This window comes from Brevibacillus sp. JNUCC-41 (assembly GCF_014844095.1).
Classification (GTDB): domain Bacteria; phylum Bacillota; class Bacilli; order Bacillales; family DSM-1321; genus Peribacillus; species Peribacillus aracenensis.
Genome location: NZ_CP062163.1, coordinates 2,528,492 through 2,553,082, shown reverse-complemented (window position 1 = coordinate 2,553,082; position 24,591 = coordinate 2,528,492). Strand labels below are relative to the sequence as shown.

Genomic DNA, 24,591 nt, shown 5'->3' with positions numbered 1-24,591 from the left:
GTAATCAACCAAGCTTTTTTTGACCCTTTGGTTTAGAATGCAGCCTGTCGTTCGGCCCTGCCTTAAGAATAAAGCTTCCACCATCGTGCCCCATTGTACTTTTGATATTGCTGGCGACCTCGAGTAATGAGTCAAGATTAATGGCTGTCCGGATTCCCATTTCATGAAAGCCATGTACGATATCTTCTGTGGGAATATTTCCTGCAGCGTTAGGGGCATAAGGGCATCCTCCCAATCCAGTGGTGGAACTATCAAAATCAGTGACCCCTTGCTGCAAGGCTGCCACTGCATTGGCAAATGCCATTCCTCTTGTATTGTGTAAATGTAAAGTGATCTTGAAACTAGGGAATAATTCTCTAATGATACTTAACATTTCGGATACTTGCTTTGGGTTTCCCATTCCAGCCGTATCTGCCAAAGAAACTTCGTTAACCCCCATATCTTTGTATCCTTCAAGAATGGATACTATCTTTTCCAGAGGTACCTTACCTTCATATGGACAGCCAAATGCTACCGCAATTGAACCTCCTACTTCTACACCATATTTTCCAGCCAGTTCTACAATCGGCAGGTGATCCATTTGTGCTTCTTTAACCATACAGTTGGAATTGGATAGGCTATGTGAATCCGTGGCAGATAATAATATCTTTATTTTTTTCATTCCTGCATTAATGGCTCGTTCCGCTCCGCGCAAGTTGGGAACCAGCGCTCGGAACTTCACTCCATCTAAGTCTTGAACCCGCTTTACCACCTCTTCAGCATCTTTTAATTGAGGTATTGCTCGAGGATGCACAAAAGATGTAACTTCAATATGTTTGATTCCTGTATTTGCCAGACCACGGATAATGCGAATCTTTTCTTCTGTCGGTATCCATTTGTCTTCCATTTGAAAACCATCTCGCGGGAGAACTTCCCATATATTCACTTCATCAGGTACGATCATTTGTTCATTTTTCATGTTAGATGACCCCTTTGGCTTTTAGATTCGTTAATTCCTCTTCAGATAAACCAAGTTCTTCACTGAACACTTGTTTGTTATGCTCTCCCAGCTCCGGTGCACGATGGCGGATACGCCCCGGTGTTTCTGAAAACTTAGGTACAATGCCGGGGACTTTAATTGTTCCTAATCGAGGATGATCAACTTCCAAAATATTTTCCCTTGCTTGATAATGAGGATCTTCAAAGATGTCCTTGATGCTTAATATTGGTGAAATGGGAACACCAAACTCATCCATTTTACTCAAAAGCTCTTGTTTATTTAATGATTTCATAAAGGTCATAACAAGTTCTTGAAGGAAGCTATCGTTATTCATTCGTTTTTTATTCGTTATATAATCAGGGTTTTCTATCAAATCCGACCGTCCCATAGCTTGAGCCAGACGTTCCCATGTTTTTTGTGTACTGCATACCATAACAACCCAATGTCCGTCTTTTGTTTGGTAAGTACCTGAAGGACTTGAATGACCATGAAGCATAGGTGCTCTCTCACGTACTTTACCGAGCTGATCATGCTCAGCAATTAAGAAATCCATCATCCTGAACATTCCTTCATATAGTCCCATCTCAACGATTTGACCTTTTTCAGCTTTAGAAGTTTCGCGATGAAGGAGAGCGCTTACAGTTCCAAAGGCAATATAAATGCCAGATATATAATCAAGTAATGAAAATGAAGGACTTACTGGGTGGCGGTCCTGAAATCCCTGTAAATGGGTATATCCCGAAAAGGCGGTACTAGGCGTCCCAAACCCTGCCTTTTCTGCATATGGTCCCGTTTGCCCGTAACCCGATTGCCTAGTCATAATGAGACGGGGATTCACTTCTTTCAGCTCTTCATAGCCCAGTCCCCATTTCTCCATTGTTCCAGGCCTGAAATTTTCTATCAGTACATCTGCAGTGCCAATTAATTTTTTAAATAACTCCCTCCCCTCAATAGTGCGAATGTCCAAAGTTATAGACTGCTTATTACGTGCAAGACCTGGCCACCTCAATGGTTCAGAACCCTTCCACGGTCCAAGCCCCCTTAAAGGATCCCCTTTATCCGGAAGTTCCACTTTTAACACTTCGGCTCCCAAGTCCGCTAATAAGGTAGCTGCAAACGGAGCAGCAATCACAGTCGATGCATCGATAACACGAATTCCAGTCAGAGGTCCATTTGTTGGATTATCCATAATTAATACTTCCTCCTCGAAGTTATGAGTCTGCTAATTTTGTTAAACAAAATGTGAATAAGAACTTTTACATAAATCTCTTTTTATCAAGTTCCATCTAGCGGAACAATCAATTTCACTAAACGGAACTTTATGAATGAATTATAACAAAGCCACTTTTATCTGTCACGAAAAAAATTAAAAAATTCTGTCTTTTGATTACTAAAATAAAAAACAGCGCCCAGTAAAAAGGCGCTGTCAATACAACTTGTCCACAATGTGGCTATTCTTATTGGTCATTAAAACATTCCGAAATCTTTAAAGCATTCATCTTCACTTCATTTTTAATTGAATCGATTATAGCTTGCGTAAATCTTGTACTTGGCCCAGATACGCACAGACAAAAATTCACTTCTTGATCCTTTCCAAAAATAGGTGATGCAACTGAATTAACTCCGGCTCCTCTTTCGTCTAAACTCATAGCAATAGATTCCTTTTGAATAATTGGCAATTCGCCTGATAGACTGATTCGTAATGCTTCGGAATCTAAGTTTTTTAGAATTGATTCAACAAACGCCGGAGACTGAAAAGCCAATAATGCCTTCCCACCTGAACCTTTCTCCAATGGAAGTGCCTCTCCGATACTTACTACATGACGGATTGATTGATTACTTCCGTATCGTGCAATACACCTTCGTTCTTTATTTTCAAGCATATATAAACTTACTGATTCTCCAATTTCATTTCTTAGCTTCTTCATGAATGGTTTTGCAAGTTCCGTTATTTCAAATGAAATGGTATTTTCTGCAATACGACCAAACTGATACATTTTATAGCCAAACTGATATTTTGAATTGGAGAATTTTTTTTGCAGAAGACCATTTTGTACTAGTGTATCCAATAGTCTGGAAGTTGTTGATTTCGCCAAATCTATCTTATTCGAGATTTCCGTTAAGGATAATTCTGGCTCTTCCAAAGTAAAGCAGTTCATTATATTAATTGACCGTTGAACTGTTCTTGACCCTTTTAAACTTTCATTTTCATCCATTAAATGTCCCCTCTTTTACAATTATTCACCAACTGATTCTTGGCCATTTAAATGTACTTCACTTATATTATGTATGTTAATTCCAGCATCATTTACCCAACGAGGGCTTTCCATAATACGCTCAATCCCGAAACCAATTCGCTCCCTCATCCATATGCACGAAGGGAATATCCGTATCAACCACACCTCTGATTCGTTCTAGCTCAACATTTTCCCCTTCGAGCCATTTCGCAAAATCTATTGAAGTCGGCTCCTGGTTCCCCCCCAAGGCAATCCAAGCTTTCATTTCGTTAGGTAAATAAGCGGAAGTATGAATCGTTCCCGCCCAGCTGCTATATAAATCCGAGAATACACCTTGATTGGTATCATTAAACAATCTGTAAGCATCGTAGGCAGATGAAAGTCTCCCTTCATGATCTTGGATGATCTCCAATCGGCGCCTCGAATCGATAAGATGGTTACGGTTCTCATTTTTCATGATTTCAAAGTGATTTGTACAGGCATTTGACGTGCGCACCTCTACATTTCTCGGAGAGGTTTCAACGATATAGGTACTTCCGCTTTTATCATAGACGACGTAAGTGAAGGAATGACGATGCGGGATTTCCTTCAACATCGCGACCGCTTCCTGTACGTTTGCACAAGATTCAACAATCAATCTGCCAATCATGCAGCAAATGAAACCATCACCAGGGTTCTTGCGATTCATGAAATTATAGCCTATCACCAAACCTTTTTCATTCATTCCATCCATCCGGCCTGTCCCTCTCTGACTCGGGCCGATGCTTGCATACCCTTGATCGGTTGGCTGGAATAAAACATAGCGTCCTTCATAGGTCTTTGGGTGGTAATCATAATTGCGAATGAGATAATCATCGCCAGTCATGATGGAGCAGCCCGACCGAACATAATCCAATCGGTATCCACCGAACTCTTGCAGTACGCGGTCAATTGGCCATTTCAACGCTTCCTGCAACCCCAGTAATTCTTCCCAAACTCCAGGGGCGAATTGTGTAATTGCTTTCTTGACCTCTTCTTCCTCAACCGTAAACCGCGGCTGCCTGATCTTCCACTGATCTTCACGATTTTTTACCGTTAGTGAATCTTTTAATTCCTCCCCTTGCATGTATCCAAACTCATAATGTGTACCCCGAAATTGTATGACATTACTATATATTTGCTTCACGGCTTATCCCTCATTTACAGTAGTTGCTATTCAAATTAAGGATACTTGAAGTATTGTTGAAAATAAAGAAGATAAGCATTTAATTTTCACATGTCAGTAGTTCAGATAAGAAGACCAGATAGGGCTATTGCAATTACGGAATATCAATTTCAAAATAATTGATATTACGGTGTTAGTTAAGATAGTTGCAGACTTAATCTTAGCTCCCTATTAACCATCCACAACAAGCTTTTTATTGTATTGCTTATTAAGTTCTATTTGCAAAACTTTGAAAAGTCTTAAGCAAAAGAAAAAATACTCTGACCAAGTATACTCCTCTTAAACTCGTTATTTACATCATAAGTTGAAAATGAGATAAGCTTTAAAATTTTTGAAACAACTCACCACCCCGTACCTCCCTCATAATCTGTAACTAGGCACATTTATGAGGGGGACGGATCATGGAGATGGAATTAACGGCACTCCATTGGATTTATGTTGTATTTATTGCATTGATAATCGGGTTTATGGTAAAACGTCGTGATACTACCCTCATCTGCATAATTGGTATATTCCTATTGGCTTTAGTGGCTACAGACAGTTTAGCCTCTTCCATAAGCGGGATATTCAACAGTTTCATTTTCGCAATCACGGAATTAATGTCAACGATTTTAATCATTTCAATCATCGTTGCCATGAGTACGGTTTTAACGAGGTCCGGCATTAATGATGTCATGATTGCACCGTTTGCGAAATTCATTAAGAATCCTACACTTGCCTTTTGGGTAATTGGAATCGTCATGATGATCATATCTTGGTTTTTCTGGCCATCACCTGCCGTTGCCTTACTTGGGGCAGTCCTGCTCCCCGTTGCCTTACGGGCTGGCTTACCTGCTCTTGGCGTGGCGATGGCGATGAACCTTTTTGGTCATGGAATCGCATTATCAGGGGACTTCATCATTCAAGCTGCTCCTAAACTAACGGGGGATGCCGCTTCCATACCAGTAGGAGATGTCATCGCTGCAAGCATTCCCCTTGTCATTACAATGGGGGTCGTCACCACCCTCTCCGCCTTTATCCTTTTAAAGCGGGATATGAAGCTTGGAAGAATCAAGGCGGCGGATAATGAGGGCATCGTCCAAGATCAGACAATCAGTGAAGATTTGCTAACACTGGGACAAAAGAAGTTTTTTGCCGTTTTCATTCCGATTGCCTTTCTGTTGGATGTTGTGGCATTGTCGGTTTTGAAGTTGCAAGGCGGAGATGCCACGGCGTTGGTTGGCGGTACAGCCGTTTTCATCTTGCTGATTTTATCCCTTGTCGCACATAAACAGCAAGGACTGGAAAAATCAACGGCCTATTTGATTCAGGGTTTTCAATTTGGCTTCAAGGTATTCGGACCTGTGATTCCAATCGCAGCATTCTTCTATTTAGGTGATTCGGGATTCAACCAGATCATCGGGGACTACTTACCAAAAACATCACTCGGCATCGTCAATGACCTCGGTGCCGCCTTAGCGGCCTCCGTTCCTTTAACGAAAGAAATAGCCGCCGTCACATTAACGGGCATCGGTGCCATCACTGGCTTGGATGGATCGGGCTTCTCAGGCATTTCTTTAGCAGGGTCTGTCGCCAAACTATTTGGAACGGCAATCGGAAGCGGAACCGCCACCTTGACTGCACTCGGGCAAATAACCGCGATTTGGGTTGGCGGAGGTACCCTGATTCCATGGGCATTGATACCTGCCGCTGCAATATGTAACGTCAGTCCCTTTGAACTTGCACGCCGGAACCTGCTTCCGGTAACCATTGGTTTGGCAGTCACTACAATTGTCGCGATGTTTCTCATTTAGCTTAATGTACTCCTGTGTTCCTAAACAGGGTAGATTGATTTTAAATAATCCTAAATCGATCGACATAGCGGATGATGATCGATAAAGTACGATATCTTACTTTAATCTCATCCCAAAATAGCTTGATAAGCGGGAAAGCTAATGCTCTAAATATGCAACTGCATCTATCGAAGACGTATCAACCTACTCTAACAGTTGAAAAGGAAACAAATATTTTCAGTTTATAAGCAATGTTCTTCCCTCTTTCTATTGCTGGTTATTGCTTTCACAACCTCGCTTGTTTATAAAAAAACGAAATCCCCTGCATGAATGAAACAGGGGATTTCGTTTTTTAGGTGGCAATTCTAATATAAGGATTATCGCAATACCCCTAAATGTATAGGGTATAATCAGTTACACTAACATATTAGCCTGATAATGATGAAATTCACCGAATTGAATATCATATAGCAAAAAAATCATTCACTATGTTCCTTTAAGAATTGAATGGTTTGCTCAAAAGTTTGTTCAGCATGCGGGATGGTAAAATCAAATTGGTATTCATGACCTAAGTCCGTATTTGTTCCATCAAATAGAACACTTTCTATTTCCACTCCTTGTTTTTCAAGAACGTCTATAAGTTCTGCTGATTGTGGTGCTAGTGGATCCGCATCTCCAACTGTCAAAAAGGTAGGAGGGTAATATGATGTTATATGTTTAACTGTAGACATCTCATTCAGTCTAGCGAAAGCTTTATAATCCTTTTGCCCTGTATATGCCCAAAACACCGAGTCGATCCCCTTTTTTATCACCGGAGAAGACTGAGTACCCATTTCGTCCATGTTATAAATCCCACAATATAAAAGTGCACCTTTTAACTGTTCTTTATCAATTGAAGGTTGAATATCCATTGACTTTGCCAGTGCTTCATTCGTTATTAACGCAACGGTTTGACTAGCGATTTGCGCACCAGCTGAGTCCCCCCCGATAAATAGAGTATTCATATCACCACCGTATTTTGCGATATTCTCCTGTAAATACTTGAGGGCTTGGTTGGCTTGCAGAATTGGACCGGGATATTTTTGTCCTGGTGCAATCGCATAGTTTATATTTGCCACGACATATCCCTCATTGGCTAATGCCATTCCATATTCTTTTGTTTGTTCTTTACTGCCTGATACAAACGCACCTCCGTGTATCCACATGATAACGGGGAGTGGTTTATTCATATTTTTGGGATAATAGATATCTAAAATACTATTATCCATTCCATGCTTATCATAAGTTAAATCTTTTTCGACATGAACCTGTTCCTTAATTATCTCAATGTTTTTAGGAGATGCAAAAGAATCAGCTTCGAAAAGCTGCTTGATCATAAAGGTATTAAGTACCGGTGTGAAATTCCCCATTATTAATACAAAGATAATTGGAATGATCATGATAGAGATGGGAATCATCCATCGTTTTTTCTTATAAAATTTGGTCGTTGTTATCAATTGCGTCAACCCTTCTTTTTTTCTAATTAAACATGAAAATCTGTATAGAGATCCGTTCTTTCAAAAAAACTATTTGGATCATTTTTTTCGCTTCATATTCTTTATATCAAAGGTAAATTTTTCGTACCGTTATGAGTCAATGTTTAATCATATCCCCCAACATACTGGCTGAAAATAACAATATCAACCAATGATAATTGTTCCCCTTTAACTTTAGAGATTTTATTGCTCCAATTTGAGCCTTACATGATAATATACATGATTTGAATAAATTGTGTCTAGCGCATTAATAACCAGCTTAAAAACCAAAGTCGCATTATAGCTTAGATAGAAAAAAAGGACCCAAAAGTGTCTGAAATCATTTCATCTTTAAAATCTGGATATAATCCATAATTCTAGAGTCATGATCCGAACACTTTTGGGTCATATTCTTTTTACATTAATTATTCCTAATCCGATTTCACAAACAATTGCATATACCTAAATCAGAATTTCACAACGACTTCTTAGTAAATACTCTTGAATGATTTTTAATACAATATCTTGGTTTTGCTTTAAATAGAAATGATCACCCTTTAATATATGCAATCCTTCAATATGTTCAATATATTCATTCCAGCTTTCGATACTCTCCTTCGTCACGGAATCATCCGAGCCCAAAAGCAAAACGGCTTTATTTCCCACCTTTTTATTGCGCTTCATTTCATGGTGATAGTTGGCTAAAACATTCAAGTCCGACTGGATTATCGGAAGGAATATATTCATGAAATCTTCGGTTTCCAGGAGTTCCTTGTTGGTTCCCCCGATTTTTTCAAGCGATTGCTTTAAACGTTTTGCATTAGAGCAATCGATTTGATCTACTTTATAATTTGGAGACGATTTACTTGAAATGAATATATGCTCTACTTTTTTAGCATGTCTCTCTTCTAATTTTGCCGCAATTTCATAGGCAACGATCGCACCCATGCTATGTCCAAACAAAGATATGCTTCCCAGTGTATGCATTTGATGCTTCGTTTCCATTTCTTTCATTAATTTATCCGTCAAATCCGCCATATGGTCACACAATGGTTCACTATATTTACTGCCATGTCCTGGGTATTCCAGCGGGACTACCTCTATCACATCATCATCAAATTTCCATTCCCTATAAAAAGATGCACTTCCCCCTGCATAAGGGAAACAAAAAATTGTCTTCTTCAGCCCTTCCATCCCCCTTCTCCAGGATCGATTATTTCAGCATGAACTTCATGAAGCTTTCAACATACCCTGAATCGATTTCCGGCATTTTCATTGATATCAATTCCATTTCCTTCTTGGTTTTGGATTGCAGGATTTCCGACTCTTTTAATTTTGTTGATTCATCAATTAACTGGGACAAAGCACTTAATGAATGAATCTCGTTAGATTGGGTCTTTTCTTTTAATGATTGTAACCATTCTTCCAAATCCATGTTGGAGTAAGGTATTTCATTTTTTTCGAAGAAGGAGGTCACGAATTCACTTGAAACCCTCTGATCATTGAACATATGATAGATCCCGAGCTTTTGATCCGCATTCAATCTTGATATTTTGTAAATGAACTCACTTACAAAGTCGACTGGCATCAATTCAAAATGAATTTCCTCTTTAAATGGCAATATCCTTTGTTCAATAAATGATTCAAAAACCTTGTACAACATATCTTTCTCGTTCCAAACCCCGTTTGAATTAGATGAAATCCTGCCTAATCGGAAAATATCGATGGTCAGTCCATGTTCCCTTGCTTGAAGGAGCAATTTCTCGGCAACCCATTTGGACTGGCTGTACCCGATCATTAAATCGGGGGAGTAAACCAATTCGTCTTCCTCGTCCCATTTCCTTTCGCCGGTCAAGACAGAAAGCGTTGAGGCATAATAAATGTTTTTCCGAGTGTATGATGAAGCAAACTTAATCATCTCCACTACACCATCCACATTTGAAATCTTTGATTTGCTATATGGCTCGAAGAAATTCGTTTCGGCACCGACATGATAGACTTGAGAAACATCATTGCTTAATTTCTCATATGTCATATCATCCAGACCAAATTGATGCTTACTAAGATCCCCTTCAATTACAACGATTCTACTTACGAAATCATCCTGCCAAAGACCATATTTCATTAAAGTATCTTTCAATCTATTTCTTGAAGGAAATCTAACCAAACAATAGATTTTGACATCTTCCATTTCCAGTAACAATTTATTTAATAGATGTGCCCCTAAAAACCCTGTTCCACCTGTAATCATTATATTTTTTTCAATCTCCACTGGTTTAGTGGATATTTCCCTTATTTTCTCCATCAACGCTGGAGTGAGAATGGAATCCTTTTCCATCACTGCTTCCATGCTGCCCGCTGAATCGACTTCAAGTGCCTCAACAAATTTATTGACTGTGTTATTTTCCAATAATACTTGTAAAGTGGCCTCAGGAAGTACGGTTTCCTTCATTACATAGACCAGTTTTGTAGCTAAAATGGAATGGCCTCCATTTTCAAAGAAGTTGTCGTCCAATCCTAGACTTGGATTTCCTAATACATTTTTCCAAATCTCCAATACTTCTTTTTTCTTTCCAGTTTCTTGATTGGTTAAGGAAGTTTTATTTTGCATGAAATCCATATCCAATAATTTGTCTTTATCCACTTTACCGTTGGCATTAAGCGGGAAATCATCCACTCTGACAAAAAAATGGGGAATCATATAATTCGGCAATTCATTGCTCAGATAGTCTTTAATATCCTTTTCAGCGTCAACCGCTTTTTCATCTTTATGTTTGTAATAAGCGATAACATAATTCTCACCATTGATGTTTTTAACCGCAACTACTGAACTTTCAATCTTCATGTATTTATCAAGCTTTTCCTGAATTTCATTCAATTCAATTCTAAAGCCGCGAATTTTCACTTGACTGTCTTTTCGGCCTTTGTACAGGATTTCACCATTGTGTAACCGGACGCCATGATCACCTGTTTTGTACCACTTCGCCTGATTCAAATCATCCATGATCAAAGCTTGTTCCGTTAATTGCGGCTGATTTAAATAACCTCTCATGACCCCTTGTCCGCCAATGTAGATCTCGCCTGCTTCCCCATCCACTACCTCTACTTGTTCTTCAGATAGAATCTTGATTGCTACATTGCTTAACGGCTTTCCAATAGGAATAACATCGACATCTTTGTCTTCGACCTCATGGCAAATGGCAAAAGTCGTGCATTCAGTTGGTCCATACCCATTAATCAAGGAAAAATGACCGATTGTTTGCTTCAATCTTTTTACATGGGAAACCGAGATTTTATCTCCGCCAACCACAATTTTCTTTAATCCTTCAAAAATTAATGGATCCTCATCAACCATTGCATTAAAAAGACCTGTCGTAAAAAAAGCTACATCCACCTTTCCAACGGATATCGCTTCTCTCCAATCATCAAAAGAAGTGAACTCATTCGACATCAAGAATAAAGTTGCGCCATTCAATAAAGCTCCCCATATCTCAAAAGTTGCGGCGTCAAAGCATGGGTTGGAAAATTGAGCCACTCTATTATTTTCGTTTATTTCAAGTATCTCAGAGTTCAATACTAAATTGACTACACTCTTTTGCTCTATCATTACCCCTTTTGGCTTTCCAGTCGTTCCTGATGTATAGATAACATATGCAAGACCATTCTGCGAAGAACGGTTAACGGGGATGTGCCCTTCCTTGCCTAGTTCATTAATCTCAAATGGAATTGGCTCAATATCCAATTCACGGAGCTTCCCTTCTTGGCCATTAAACGATAAAAAGAACTTCATATCCGTATCCGCAAGCATATATTCCAATCTTTTTAATGGGTACTTTTCGTCTATCGGAACATAGCAACAGCCTGACTTAATTATGGCAAGCATACCGATGATCAGTTCAATGGACCTTTTGCTTGGAATCCCGATCATTGTTTCTTCTTGAATCCCCAAATCAATGATCCTTTTAGCAAGATTATCTGAAAGAATATCTAATTCTTTATAAGTAATTTGCCTGCCATTTTCACAAAGTGCCGCTTTCGCCTGCTTATCTTCCGCAACTTTTATAAAAGCTTCAGTTATTGACATCAATTTATTCGTCGTCATCGATTTACTTATCATCGGGCCCCAACTTTCAAGTGATTTATTAATTTACCAATAGATAGTAGTGTTTCATCTTCTGTTAGTTTCAAGAATATTTCCTGCATGGAATCCATAAAACGTAAAATTTCAATTTCATCGAATTTACTTTCTTTATAAATGATTTTATAATGCAGCTTGGATTGCACTACAGCCGCAGAGAACGTAAGATCAAAATTGGTCGATTCACTTCCAACTGAATCTTCAATCATGATTTGCGAATCTTCTGCCAGTTCTGTGCTCGGATAATTTTCAAATACAAATATATGTTGGAATAATTCCTTATCCCATGGAATTTCAGCGTATTTCTTTATATCCGTAAGTGAACTGAACTCATACTCTCTCATTTGTAATTGCTTGTTTTGAATAGCAGTTAGATAGGATTGCAAATCAACATCCCAATCGATTTTCAAAGAGAATGGCAGAGTATTGATCAATAAGCCTACAGCTGATTCAATATGCGGAATGCTCAGGTTCCTTCCTGAGCTTGTCACCCCATAGCATACCGAGTCGCTTTCACTTAGGTAGGATAGAACGATGCCCCAAACTCCTTGAACAACGGTATTAATGGTCTTTCTATGTCGCTTGGATAATTCTATTAATCTTTCGGTAAACTCTTTAGGTACGCTATATTCAATAACTTTATCCGATGTAAAAGCTACCTTATCCGCTTTATTACTCACTAGTGCTTTTACTTGTTCGAAATCCCTCAATTCTTTATTCCAAAATGCTGCCTCTTCCTGTTTATTAATATTTCTGACATGATTCATGACTTGTTTATAAGCATTCTTATGTTCATCACTATCTTTTGTCGTATTGGATGGGTTTCGGTAATTATCCAAAAAATGATTAATGACAATTTGCAGGCTCCAGCCATCTATTAAAGCATGATGATGTGTCCATATGAATTTATAGCGATGATCCGATAGCTGTATCAAAGTGATGTTCATGAGCGGACCGTTTTCTAAATCCGTTTGTCTGTTTTTGCTATGCTCTAAAAGGTTGTCTATCTTGGATCCTGACTCGTCTTCACTAAACATCGTAAGATCCACATGATTAAACACATAATAAATGTCATTAAGTATGATTTGATAACGGTCCCCCAATTGATTGCGCCTGAAAACCGATCTTAGAACATCGTATTTTCTACAGGTTTCATTCCAGGCTTCTTCTAATTTAGCCAAGTCCAGATCACCCACTAAATCAATGGATAGCTGTGAAATATATTCAGGACTTTGGGTTACTTCACTATGGAATAACATTCCTTCTTGAAGTGATGTCACTGGGTAAATCTCTTCAATATTATTAAACTTATTTATGAAATGGGTGATCGTGCTTCCATCGACTATTTTCTCAGCTTCAAAATCCGTTTCGACAATGGAGTCATACAAATCTGCACTTCCACTTAATATTTTGTTTAAATGTACTTCAACTTCTTTACATATCATTCGGAAGTTCTCATTATTGCTATCGCCAATAATATTCAGCATGAGTCTATTGTTTACGATGCTGGCGACAAAATTGAGTTTATATGGGAATTTATAGTTCGAATCGATATTGCTGCTATTGGTTTGTGCCATATCACCCGTGTTATTAAACTGGCCTAGATAGTTGTAACTCACAAGGCTATCTGGATAGTTATGATTCCGATTGGAAATATACTTTAGGATTCCAAAGTCAAACCCTTTGTTTGGCACATTTCTCAATATGTTTTTTGTATTTCTTAAGGTTGAGCCCAAAGTCGCCATTCCTTTAATCCTTACTGGATAGATTGAGGTGAACCACCCTACCGTCCTTGATAAATCAATATCATCATCAATATCCTCTCTTCCATGTCCTTCTAAATCGAGCCAAAATTCACCGATTCCCATTCGATTGGAAAGTGCATGTGCGATAACGGATAATAAAACTTCATCAATCGTCGTTTTATGTTTTCTTAAAGTGTTTTTAATGAGGTTTTGTGTTTGGGCCCCATCCACTACTATTTTGTACATGTTTTCAAAATCACACGTTTCTCCTAAGTCTTCCGTCAGCGGAGAAACCGGAACATTCATTTCCTTTTCCCAATATTGAACGGCCTCTTCCGGTAGGTCAGTGTTCTTGTATTCATTTAGTTTTTCGGACCATTGTTTATAAGAAGTCGTTTTTAGAGGCAGTGATGGTTCTTGTTCATTCTTTATCTGTTGATAGCATCTTTCGAAATGTTCAAGAAGTATCCTCCACGAAACACCATCAACCACAAGGTGATGAATCACCCAAAAAATCCTTACCTCCCTTTGATCCCTGAATAGAAGGAACTTCATCAAGGGGCCATTGTGTATATTCAAGCTTTGTTGGGCGTTTTCTTCTAGCTCATTAATTTCCTTCAAGCTTTTTTCATCTTTAAAACTTGAAACATGGTACTCATGAAAACCGTATACCGTATCAGCATTTGAAATATTGCCGATATATGAATCACCATGTTTTTCAAATAATGTCCTTAAAACATCGTGCTGATCAATTAATTTCATGATGATTTTTTTATAGTGTTCAGACGTCAACGCATTATCCTTCATCAAAACGACTGACTGATTCCAATGATGGATATTCTCATGGTTTTCATTAAAAAACCATGATTGAATTGGCGTCAACGGGACATAACCTGATACTGTTTCTTGAACCACTTGTTTTTGCTCCAGCTCATTTACAACATTCCCTAGCTCACGGACCGTTTGGCATTCAAATAAATCTTTAGGAGTTATAAATAAATCCTTTTCTTTGGCGGCAGAGCATATTTGAATACTGATGATTGAATCACCGCCACATTCGAAAAAGTTATCTTCCGGTCCTATAGTCGGATCGTTTAAAACATTTCTCCAGATTGTCAGAAGCTCTATTTCAGTTTTGGACAATTCTTGCACATCCAGCACTTTTTCCTGCCTCTCATCAAACTGTTCCGTCCATTTCGGCAGGGATTTCCGATCGACTTTTCCATTCGGCGTCAAAGGAAATTTATCCAGTTGCATAAAATGAGCAGGAATCATGAAAGCAGGCAGTGTTTCTTTCAATCTTCTTCTGATTGAATCTACCGAAACCTCATCATTCACCGTATAATAAGCAATTAGCCTTTTATGCTCAAATCCATCTTCCAATACCGTTACATAACTATCCTTGATTTCTGCTATTTTTCGTAATGAAACATTAATCTCCGATAGTTCAACACGGTATCCCCTTATTTTCACTTGATCGTCCGCCCTGCCTACATAAACTAATTCCCCAGCTTCGTTATGCTTAACTAAATCCCCAGTTCTGTATACTTTTTCGGCAGGGTTGAATGGATTGGCTACGAATCTTTCATTTGTCAGGCTCTCATTATTCAAATATCCCCTAGCTAACCCAATTCCTCCCACGTAAAGTTCTCCAACTGACCCTGCCGGCACTAGTTTCCGATTTTCATCCAACACAAGTACAACCGTGTTGGTCAAAGGCTTCCCGATCGATACAACGAATTCATCTGTAACATCTTCATTCGGGGGAAACATTTTAAAACTTGTACATACGGAATATTCCGTAGGCCCGTAGCCATTGAAAAACGCTATATGTTTAAACTTTGAAACGAGCTCAACTGGACATTCTGAACCTGCAGATCCCAATACTTTAATCGTGCTCAATTCAATGATTGGCAGTTCTTTCAACACAGCAGGCGGTAAAATGATATGAGAAATTCCTTCACGCTTAATTTGTTCAACAAGTTTACTCATGTCAAATTGATTTTCTTTATCTACACTTATATGCAGCTCGGCACCGAATAAGAGTGTGCTGAAAATCTCTATGACGGATGAATCAAAATTAAACGTGGCGAATTGCAGCACTTTAGCTGACGTATCCAAACACATCATTTCATTTTGGTTATAAACTAAGTTAATGATTCCACTATGTTCCAACATGACTCCTTTTGGCCTGCCTGTCGTTCCCGAGGTATAAATGACATATGCTAAGTCACTCTGATTCGCAATGTGAAGATTCGTTTCCATTAACAGATCCGATTCTTTTTCAATATCTTCAAAATATATTATTTTGGATGAGTCAATCAAACCATTCTTTCCGAGTTCTTTGTGACTCAAGCAATAGGAAATGGACGAATCTTCCACCATGTAGCTTAATCGTTCATCAGGATAATGAGGATCCAATGGAACATACGCAGCACCAGCTTTGATTACTGCCAACATCCCTGTCACCATATCAATTGATCGATTCATATAAATTCCGATTCTTTCTTCTTTAGAAATCCCTTTGCTTAGTAAATAGTGTGAGAGTCGATTGCTCTTATCATTCAATTCGCGATATGTAATGGTTCTCGGACCATCAACAATGGCTATCTTATCAGGAAACCGCTCAACAATTTTATGGAAGGCTTCTGGGATTGTGTCATTGATCCCCTCAAAGCGAATGGTTTCTCCCTGCCATTCTTCCAATAATACTTTTTCCTGCCGCATACTCACCACAGATACCTTGTCAATCGATCGTTCAGGCTGATAGGTAATTTTCCTAATCCATTCTAAGAAATTTTCAGCTAGAGTTTGAATCGTTCGTTCATTGAAGATCCCTGAATTATACTCAAAAGCGAACAAAAGCTTATCCTCATATTCCTCTGCAGCTAAACTCAAATCGAATTTTGCTGCCTTTGATTTCATCACTTCAGGCGTTAACTTTATGTATTCACTTTCAAATGAAGCTTTGGCATTATTTTGTAAAATGAAGACGGTTTGAAATAATGAAGTGTTCGCTAAATTTCTTTCAGGGTTAATGACTTCAACAATTTTCTCCAATGTCATTTGCTGATGATCATAGATGTCGATGATATGGTTTGTATTTCTTTCAAGAATCTCTTCGAATGTCTCCTCAAGTCCCAGCTTTAATCTAAAGGGCAGTGTATTGACAAAATAACCTATCGATTTTTCTGTTCCTTCTATCATTCTATTCGCCAAAGGACTTCCAACGATGATATCGTTTTGACCTGTATATTTTGCTAGAAAAGACTGATACATCGTTAGCAGCGTCATGAATAATGTCGAGTTTTGTTCAAAGGACATCCTCTTTAAACCATGGAGCTCTTCACTTGTTAGTTCCACCATGAAACTACTGCCATCGGTGCGGTTTTCTTTTGTACGCATCGTATCTAAAGGAAGCTCCAATTTAGGTAATTCCCCAGATAGGTTTGTTTTCCAAAATAGCGATTCTTCTTTAATGTTATGTTCTAACCAGCTTTTCTGCTCAAAGGCAAAATCCTTATATTGTTTAAAGTCGTTTTCAAGGATGAGTTCCTTTTCATTCACTTCACTGTCATAAAAAGATAACCATTCGTCTAAAAATATACTCACTGACCATCCGTCAAAAATGAAATGGTGGAGATTCACAAATAAAACAGACTCTTTTTCGCTCAATTTAACCAGTTTCACTGTCATGAGAGGACCTTTTTCAATTTCAAAAATTTCCGACTGGACATCTTCTTCGATTTGCAGCATACGAGTCGATTGCTGTTCGGGCTTTAATGCAGTTAGGTCGATTTCATCTATTTTAATGTACAAATTTTCCTTGATTTCCTGGTAGCCCTTCCCGGCATTTTCACGGACGGTGGTCCTTAAAATCTCATGTCTACTAATGACACAGTTTACTGTTTTTTCCATAATCGAAGTATCCACTGCACCAGTAATTTTATATTTCTGAGGGATATTATAATTGGTTGTCTTACCATTAAGTTTTTCGTTGAACCACAAAGCCTCTTGGTTACTGGATAAAACATGATCTTTTTGTTGTGCTTCACTGTGATCTAAGTCATGATCTGACATTTCATTAATGATGAAGGCCGTCAACGAATCAATTGTTGAATTTTGAAAAATATTTTTCAAGGTTAGAATTTGATTGTATTCTTTGTTTAATTTCGTCAATAACTTCATGGCTAAAATCGAGTGTCCGCCCACTTCAAAAAAATCGGCCTTTTTATCGATTTGACTTGTTGATAAGACTTCCAAAAATGTCTTTTCCACGAAAGATGTAACATCTTTCGGAGGCGTATTCACTTCCGGAAAGATCTTATGACTTAGCATTTTCAATGTAGGATTTTCAAACAAATCGGCTAGTTTCATATTCGCATCAAGTCTTTTATTTATTTTAGACACCAATTTCATGGCTGTTATCGAATGCCCGCCCAATTGAAAGAAATCAGAATCCTCATTAATCTCACTGTTCAAGAAAAACTCTTGCCATATTTCTTTAAGTTCTTGATTAACAGATGTGGATGCGATCTTATTGTTACTTGTTGCTTGATGGTTCTTACTCACATTATTTTTTAGTTTTGAAAAATCAACATCGACATATATTTCGTCAATTTGCTGTATTTTTGTAATTTGATGGGCAATCTGCATGAAGGCTGATTGGATACCATTTACTAGTGAACGTTCTAGGAAGCAGCGATTAAAATATAATTTGCATTTAATCGTATCTTTATTATCCTGGGCCTGTAATGATAATGGAAAGCTATGTGTCTCTTTCCCGCCTTCAATTTCCCAGTTAATTTCAAATCCATCGTTTTTCGCTTCCGGATAATTTTCATAAACAAATAAAGTTTCGAAAATGGGATCTTCCTTCTTTAATTTCGTATGCCTTTTGATATCCACTAAAGAAATTTGAGAGTAATCCAGCATATTGTTTAATGTTTCCTGGAAGCGTTTCAGTAAATCAGTAATGCTATCTGTTTCGTTCATTTCAACTATCATCGGGATCGTATTAATGAGTAGCCCAACAATTTCTTCGGATTTAAATAGGTTATTCGACCTGCCAGAGCTTACAATTCCAAAGACTATTCGATTTTGATTGGACATTTCCTTTAGGACGATCGACCAAATTAACTGTAATAATACATTCATCGTTACATGGTTTTTGGCGGCAAACTCCCTTAAAAGCTCACTCTGTTTCTTATCCAGCTCCCAAAATAGATCATTTTCCTGCTGGTTTTCCTTCACATGCTTCAGAGCGGGGAATGTGATTGTCGGCTGCTCAATATCCTTTGCTAGTTCTTTCCAAAAATGGTTTAGATCTTCCGCATCGATTTTATTCATGTACCGGATAAAATCTCCATATTGCTTTGGTTTTTCAATAAGCCGTTTGGATTCTTTTCCTACAATTCGGCTGTAAATAACGAAGAGTTCATCGATGACTATGCTGGTACTCCAGCCATCCAAAATTATATGGTGATGAGTCCAAATCAAGATATACTGATTTTCTTCAATTTTCACTAACTGGAGTTTCATCAAATTGGAGTTATTCACATCCATCTCCTGGGATTTGGATATCACTCTTTGAATTTCATTTAATTGATCATGTTTACTAAACTCTATCATATCGATTATTTCTGGTTGATAATCCATTGCATTGAATACAACCTGAACATTGTTTTCGATATTTTTAGAGATGACCTTCATTCTTAATGCTTCATGACGTTCTACAACCTGGCTCCATGCCTGACATAATGCATGTACTTCAAGAGAGCCCGTTATCCTTATTCGCATTTGAGAAATGTAAAGGTTCTCTGCTGTATTGTTCATTTCCAGTTCATAAAGGATTCCTTCTTGAAGCGGAGTTAATGAGTAAATATTCTGAATAGATTTCTCCAATTTTGCGCCTCCCGATTCCATTTTCTTGTGTCATCCATATCTGCCGACTGCAATCATTCTATTAAACTCTTTAACCCCTTATTTATTGGAATTCAATATATGAAACAAATCTTCCTCAGTAAGCATCGCATCTGGAAAATCACTTTCTATTAAAGAAGCTTGGTCAAATTCAGTTCCCTTGATTTCCATGACGACATTACCAATAGCTTCTATTATTAAGTTCATCTTTTCTTCAGCTAATTTTGAGATTATTTTTATTGATAGTTTTCCGTCCTGGATCAATGCCAGGAAATGGATTTTTGGTTTTTTTTCAAACTCACCAAAGTCCCTGCTTTTGGATGATTCAAATTGGGAGTCCAATTTTCCTAAATAATTAAAAGTAACGTGGATATCCGGCTCCTTAATGACCCCAGGGCGTAAATATTTGATAACGCCATAATCAAAACCTTTATTTGGAATTTCCCTTATAGCATTCTTCGTGTTTTTTAAAGTGTCATCAAATGTCTCTCCTGAATGCAGCAATATCGGATACATCGCAGTAAACCAGCCAACGGTCCGAGTAACATCCATTGTTTCATCCGCCATTTCCCTGCCATGCCCTTCTACTTCGATCCAGAAGTTCTTCACCTCAAAAGATTTTTTAAAACTCTTTGCAATTAATGACAACAATACTTCTTCCACAGTCGCTTTTGATTGCCTTGAAAATTCCTGGATCAATAATTCAGTTTCTTCTTCACTGAATGATTTCTCCATTGTTCTTTCTTCTTTAGCTATAAAGTCTTCCGCTACCTTAAAATCCGTTATTTCACTTTTTGTTTTTTGTTCCCAATAACGGATTGTTTCAGGGTCCATCAACGATTCATTATATTTTTTCAAGAAGTTTGACCAGTCTTTGAATGATGAAGTTTTATAAGTAAGCTTCCCTGTTTGATTGTTCAATGCTTGATCATGGAGAGCATTGAAATCTTCAAGTAAAATTCTCCAGGAAACTGCATCAATCAATAAATGATGGATTACCCAAAAGAAGCGATACTTGTTTGATTGTTCTTTTAAAACAAGCATTTTCATGATCGGTCCATTACTTATGTCCAATGAACGCTGAGCCTTACTTTCCCATTCATCTCTCATTCTTATTCGCGTTTCATCATCTAAATGATGTAAATCCTTATAGACTAACTCCCATGTTTTATGTTTTGAGTCTATATTCCCGATATATTTATTTTCATGTTTTTTAAATAGGGTTAACAATCCATCATGATGTTCCACGATTTGAGATAGAATTTTTTCAATGTCCTCCATTTGAGCACAGGAATCTTGACTAAAAACAATGGACTGGTTCCAATGATTGATGGAAGTCGTGTGTTCTGCAAAGAACCATTCTTGGATGGGGGTCAGTTCCACATTCCCCCTAGTGGCTATTGGTTGAATCATGACCTTATTTTCGGTTTTCGCGATCGCTGCCAGCTCTGCTACCGTTTGATTTTCAAAAATGGATTTTGGACTGATGATTATATTTTCCTGCCTTGCTAGAGAACATATTTGAATGCTCTGAATGGAATCACCGCCAAGTTCAAAAAAGTTATCCCGGATACTTATGTCATCCAGCCCTAGTACCGTCTTAAAAATTTGAAGAAGCACTTTCTCATTGATCGTCTCAGGTTCTTCCAATGTATTGCTTCTAGTTACGGGTACCGGTAGAAGCGCTGAATCAATTTTCCCATTTGCATTTAACGGAAATTTATCCACTTGCATAAAGAAGGAAGGAATCATGTAACTTGGTAATCTCTCTTTTAAAAATGCTTTTAAGTGGTCATAATCAACTTGTTGTTTGGATGTGAAATAAGCGATTATTTGTTTATTTAAGTTTGGCTGATCCTGAACCTTAATGAATGAGTCACTTACTTGAGGATACGCATTGAGATTGACCGAAATCTCATCAACTTCCACCCGGAAACCTCTTATTTTCACTTGATTATCTTTACGCCCCAGAAAAATCAACTCACCATCACTCGTGAATTTTGCAAGGTCGCCGCTGCGATATAAACGCTTTCCACATTTAAAAGGATGATCAATGAACTTTTCTTTCGTTAAATCATCATTATTCACATAGCCAACAGCTAACCCTTCACCACCAATATATATTTCCCCTGTGGCACCTATCGGGACAAGCTTTTGCTCCGGACTTAGTAAATAGATATCAGTATTCAGGATAGGTTTTCCTATCGATACTTTATTATTAGCAGTCTCATTGTTTTCGAACGCTTTAAACATTTCAATCGTGGTCCATACTGAATATTCCGTTGGACCGTAGGCGTTATAAAAGTTTATATTTCGATAGCGATCCAGCAAAGCTATTGGACATTCAGATCCGGCCGAACCAACGAACTTCACATCAGATTCCTCAATATTGAGTTCTTGCAAAACTGCAGGCGGCAATACTAGGTGAGTTAACTTTTCATTTTTGATTTGATTTTCCAAAGCGAATAAATCAAACATTTCCTCCTTATTATTCCCGATATGCAGCTCTGCACCATTTAATAAGCTTCCAAAAATCTCATAGATGGAAGCGTCAAAATTAAAAGTGGCAAATTGTAATACCCTAGAGGTCTCATCAAGTTGTAAGTACTTGTTTTGGCTTATTATTAAATTCACTACTCCTCTATGGGATAACATGACACCTTTAGGTTTTCCAGTCGTTCCCGAAGTATAGATTATGTAAGCCAGATCGGATGGCGCAATCGATTCGTTACAGCAATCGGTATCCACGTAATGGACGGATTCAAGATTGATCACTTTAGCTATTTTTTTTAAGGCAGGAACCTCAATTTGATTCGTAATGCATATATCCATTTTCGAATCATTGATGATATATTCCAACCTTTCAGCTGGCAGCATGGGATCAAGCGGAACATATGCACATCCGGCTTTAATGATTCCCAACATGCCTATCACCATATCAATCGATCTGTTTACATGCAGGCCTACCTTATTGGAGCCATTTTCGATATTATTTCTAAGCAATTTAGCAATCACATTTGATCGTTGATCTAATTCCGAATAGGTGATGGACTTACCATTATCAGCAACGGCTAATTTGTTCGAATGCTTCTTAACGATTCTTTCGAATATAGAGGTGATCGTCTCATTTTGATGTGCATCCGAAACCTCACCTTGCCAATCAAATAACAATTGATTCATTTGATTGTCATCTAAATGCTCCAAAAGACGTATAGGTCTATCGCCATTTCTGCAAATTTGGAATAACCATTTTTCAAAACTCAACATGAGTCTTTCAATTGTTTCCCGTCTAAAAAGTTCATCGGAATACTCAAACTCTAGGATCAGGTTATGGGAACCTTTCACTTTTATGGTCAGGTCATAATTTGAATAAGGAATTTCGAATTTGTCTTGTTCAAGAGTGAAGAATGAATTGTTAAAGTTCCCATCAAAGCTTTCTTCCATTGCCAGTGCTGTTTGGAACAATGGAGAATGGCTGAGATCCCTGTCCGGATTAATGATTTCAACGATTTTTTCAAATGGAAAGGCCTGATGTTCCAATACATCAAAAATCACTTTACGATTTCGGTTCAATATTTCATGAAATGATTCTGTGGCATCCACGGTCAGCTTCAATGGCAGCGTATTGACAAAGCATCCAACTGTCCGGGCAAATTCTACCTGGCCGCGGTTTGCCACGGTACTCCCGACAATGATTTGATTCTTCCCGGTATATTGACTTAAAAACACTTGATAAGCTGTCATCATAAAAGCATATAAAGTCGTGCCCTTCTCCTTTAAAATCCTGTCTATCAATACACGGAGTTCGTCCGTTATCGCCATTTCCAGCCTTCCACCTGAGTATGAAGGTGATTTTGGACGTTGAAAGTCAAATGGAAGTTCCAATGCGTCTTCCTCTTGATCTAAATAACTCTCCCAAAACCTCCTTTGGCTTGGCGTACTTTCCTTGACCCACTCCTTATGCCAGACAGCATAATCTAAATATTGTATGTCCAGAGGAGGAATATCCCCAACCTTGCCCGTTTGAATTCTTTCATAAATCTCCATTAACTCTTCGAAAAAGGTGACAAACGATACTCCATCAAAAATGATATGGTGGAAATTGCATACTAAATAATGCTTTTCTTCGTCAATTCGAAATAGTTTCATATTAAATAAATGATCATTTTCCAGGTCGAAACATCTTTCCATTTCTTCAGTAAGATGGGAGGTGACCATTATATTACTGACTTCGGGATCTACTTCCCGACAGTCCTCATAGGCAATTATGTTTCTGCTTTTTTTTGATAAGAATTGAAGGATTTGATGTTCTTCACCCTTGAAATTGGTTCGCAATGTTTCATGACGTTCAATCATGAAATCTAATGCCTGTTGCAGGTCATCGATGTCCACTATGCCATTTAAAATGAATTTAAATGGCATATTATAGAGCATTTTCCTTTCATTCAGGCTGTCAAACAGATACATCCGATCTTGATTATGAGATAGCATCCCTTCACTTTTCCCACGTTTATAAGGCTTATTTACCTCGACTTCCCTCATGCTGATGAGCATGTCCAGAAAACTTGCCAGCTTTTCTATATTCCATTGACTTGAAATGATTTCCGGTGTTAATTGAATACCAAACTCCCGTTTTATCAAAGACAAGAACTCATCTTTTTTTTCATTTGTGCTTAGTGATTCATTCATATCCTCCATTAGTGAAATTTTAAAAGGTTTGATAACAATTGAAATCAAGTTTAATAGCCTATCTTCCGTTTCACTGATTATCCTGTTCATAGAAAAACACCTCAATTCTTTTCCATTCAACCTAACTTATTAATATCATCCAATTGTTTGATAAGTAAGGATAGTTCCTGGATGGTTGATTGTTCGAACATCACTTTGATTGGCAATTTCACTCCCATGTTATTCTTCACCATTTGAATGAATTGCATGGCTAAAAGGGAATTCCCGCCTAAGTCAAAGAAGTTGGAATCTGTACCTATCGTTTCTTGTTCTAAAATCTCTTTCCAAAATCCTATAAGCTTTTCCTCAATTAACCGTTCCTTCACAGCAATAGTTGTTCCCATATATATTC

At 38.0% G+C, this 24,591-nt stretch carries 11 protein-coding genes; 1 reads left to right on the top strand and 10 read right to left on the bottom strand.

Annotation, left to right across the window (positions count from 1 at the left end):
• Positions 1-4: 4 nt before the first annotated feature.
• From JNUCC41_RS12410 to JNUCC41_RS12395, 4 genes are all read right to left on the bottom strand, one after another.
• A complete protein-coding gene (locus JNUCC41_RS12410; RefSeq protein WP_192207832.1) occupies positions 5-958 on the bottom strand; it encodes a hydroxymethylglutaryl-CoA lyase in 954 nt (317 codons plus the stop codon).
• A 1-nt stretch (position 959) separates the two neighbouring features.
• Entirely contained in the window at positions 960-2,168 is a 1,209-nt protein-coding gene (locus tag JNUCC41_RS12405) for a CaiB/BaiF CoA transferase family protein (RefSeq protein ID WP_192207831.1), read from the bottom strand.
• A 268-nt stretch (positions 2,169-2,436) separates the two neighbouring features.
• On the bottom strand, positions 2,437-3,195 hold the full coding sequence (locus JNUCC41_RS12400; protein ID WP_192207830.1) for an IclR family transcriptional regulator: 759 nt from the start codon (positions 3,193-3,195) through the stop codon (positions 2,437-2,439).
• A gap of 121 nt (positions 3,196-3,316) precedes the next feature.
• Positions 3,317-4,381, bottom strand: a complete 1,065-nt coding sequence (locus tag JNUCC41_RS12395) for a C45 family autoproteolytic acyltransferase/hydrolase (protein ID WP_192207829.1) — start codon at positions 4,379-4,381, stop codon at positions 3,317-3,319.
• 440 nt (positions 4,382-4,821) lie between these two features.
• Here JNUCC41_RS12395 and JNUCC41_RS12390 point away from each other — a divergent pair, with 440 nt between their 5' ends.
• The gene (locus JNUCC41_RS12390; RefSeq protein WP_192207828.1) at positions 4,822-6,213 is read left to right on the top strand and encodes a hypothetical protein; all 1,392 of its coding nucleotides are present in this window, start codon (positions 4,822-4,824) and stop codon (positions 6,211-6,213) included.
• Positions 6,214-6,671: 458 nt separating this feature from the next.
• Here JNUCC41_RS12390 and JNUCC41_RS12385 read toward each other — a convergent pair whose 3' ends face one another.
• The 6 genes from JNUCC41_RS12385 to JNUCC41_RS12360 all read right to left on the bottom strand — a co-directional run bounded on the left by JNUCC41_RS12385 (position 6,672) and on the right by JNUCC41_RS12360 (position 24,583).
• On the bottom strand, positions 6,672-7,631 hold the full coding sequence (locus JNUCC41_RS12385) for an alpha/beta hydrolase (protein WP_228467611.1): 960 nt from the start codon (positions 7,629-7,631) through the stop codon (positions 6,672-6,674).
• Positions 7,632-8,168: 537 nt separating this feature from the next.
• A complete protein-coding gene (locus JNUCC41_RS12380; RefSeq protein WP_192207827.1) occupies positions 8,169-8,900 on the bottom strand; it encodes a thioesterase II family protein in 732 nt (243 codons plus the stop codon).
• Positions 8,901-8,919: 19 nt separating this feature from the next.
• Entirely contained in the window at positions 8,920-11,823 is a 2,904-nt protein-coding gene (locus JNUCC41_RS12375; RefSeq protein WP_192207826.1) for a non-ribosomal peptide synthetase, read from the bottom strand.
• The gene (locus JNUCC41_RS12370) at positions 11,820-19,493 is read right to left on the bottom strand and encodes a non-ribosomal peptide synthetase (protein WP_192207825.1); all 7,674 of its coding nucleotides are present in this window, start codon (positions 19,491-19,493) and stop codon (positions 11,820-11,822) included. The genes JNUCC41_RS12375 and JNUCC41_RS12370 overlap by 4 nt, the downstream gene beginning before the upstream one ends.
• 78 nt (positions 19,494-19,571) lie before the next feature.
• A complete protein-coding gene (locus tag JNUCC41_RS12365) occupies positions 19,572-24,290 on the bottom strand; it encodes a non-ribosomal peptide synthetase (RefSeq protein WP_192207824.1) in 4,719 nt (1,572 codons plus the stop codon).
• A gap of 26 nt (positions 24,291-24,316) precedes the next feature.
• A complete protein-coding gene (locus tag JNUCC41_RS12360) occupies positions 24,317-24,583 on the bottom strand; it encodes a phosphopantetheine-binding protein (RefSeq protein WP_192207823.1) in 267 nt (88 codons plus the stop codon).
• Between the last annotated feature and the right edge of the window lie 8 nt (positions 24,584-24,591).

Excerpts from the sequence above, each read along its gene's own strand:
- JNUCC41_RS12410 (WP_192207832.1), bottom strand. The coding sequence starts at position 958 with ATGAAAAATGAACAAATGATCGTACCTGATGAAGTGAATATATGGGAA.
- JNUCC41_RS12405 (WP_192207831.1), bottom strand. The coding sequence starts at position 2,168 with ATGGATAATCCAACAAATGGACCTCTGACTGGAATTCGTGTTATCGAT.
- JNUCC41_RS12400 (WP_192207830.1), bottom strand. The coding sequence starts at position 3,195 with ATGGATGAAAATGAAAGTTTAAAAGGGTCAAGAACAGTTCAACGGTCA.
- JNUCC41_RS12390 (WP_192207828.1), top strand. The coding sequence starts at position 4,822 with ATGGAGATGGAATTAACGGCACTCCATTGGATTTATGTTGTATTTATT.
- JNUCC41_RS12385 (WP_228467611.1), bottom strand. The coding sequence starts at position 7,631 with ATGATCATTCCAATTATCTTTGTATTAATAATGGGGAATTTCACACCG.
- JNUCC41_RS12380 (WP_192207827.1), bottom strand. The coding sequence starts at position 8,900 with ATGGAAGGGCTGAAGAAGACAATTTTTTGTTTCCCTTATGCAGGGGGA.
- JNUCC41_RS12375 (WP_192207826.1), bottom strand. The coding sequence starts at position 11,823 with ATGATAAGTAAATCGATGACGACGAATAAATTGATGTCAATAACTGAA.
- JNUCC41_RS12365 (WP_192207824.1), bottom strand. The coding sequence starts at position 24,290 with ATGAACAGGATAATCAGTGAAACGGAAGATAGGCTATTAAACTTGATT.
- JNUCC41_RS12360 (WP_192207823.1), bottom strand. The coding sequence starts at position 24,583 with ATGGGAACAACTATTGCTGTGAAGGAACGGTTAATTGAGGAAAAGCTT.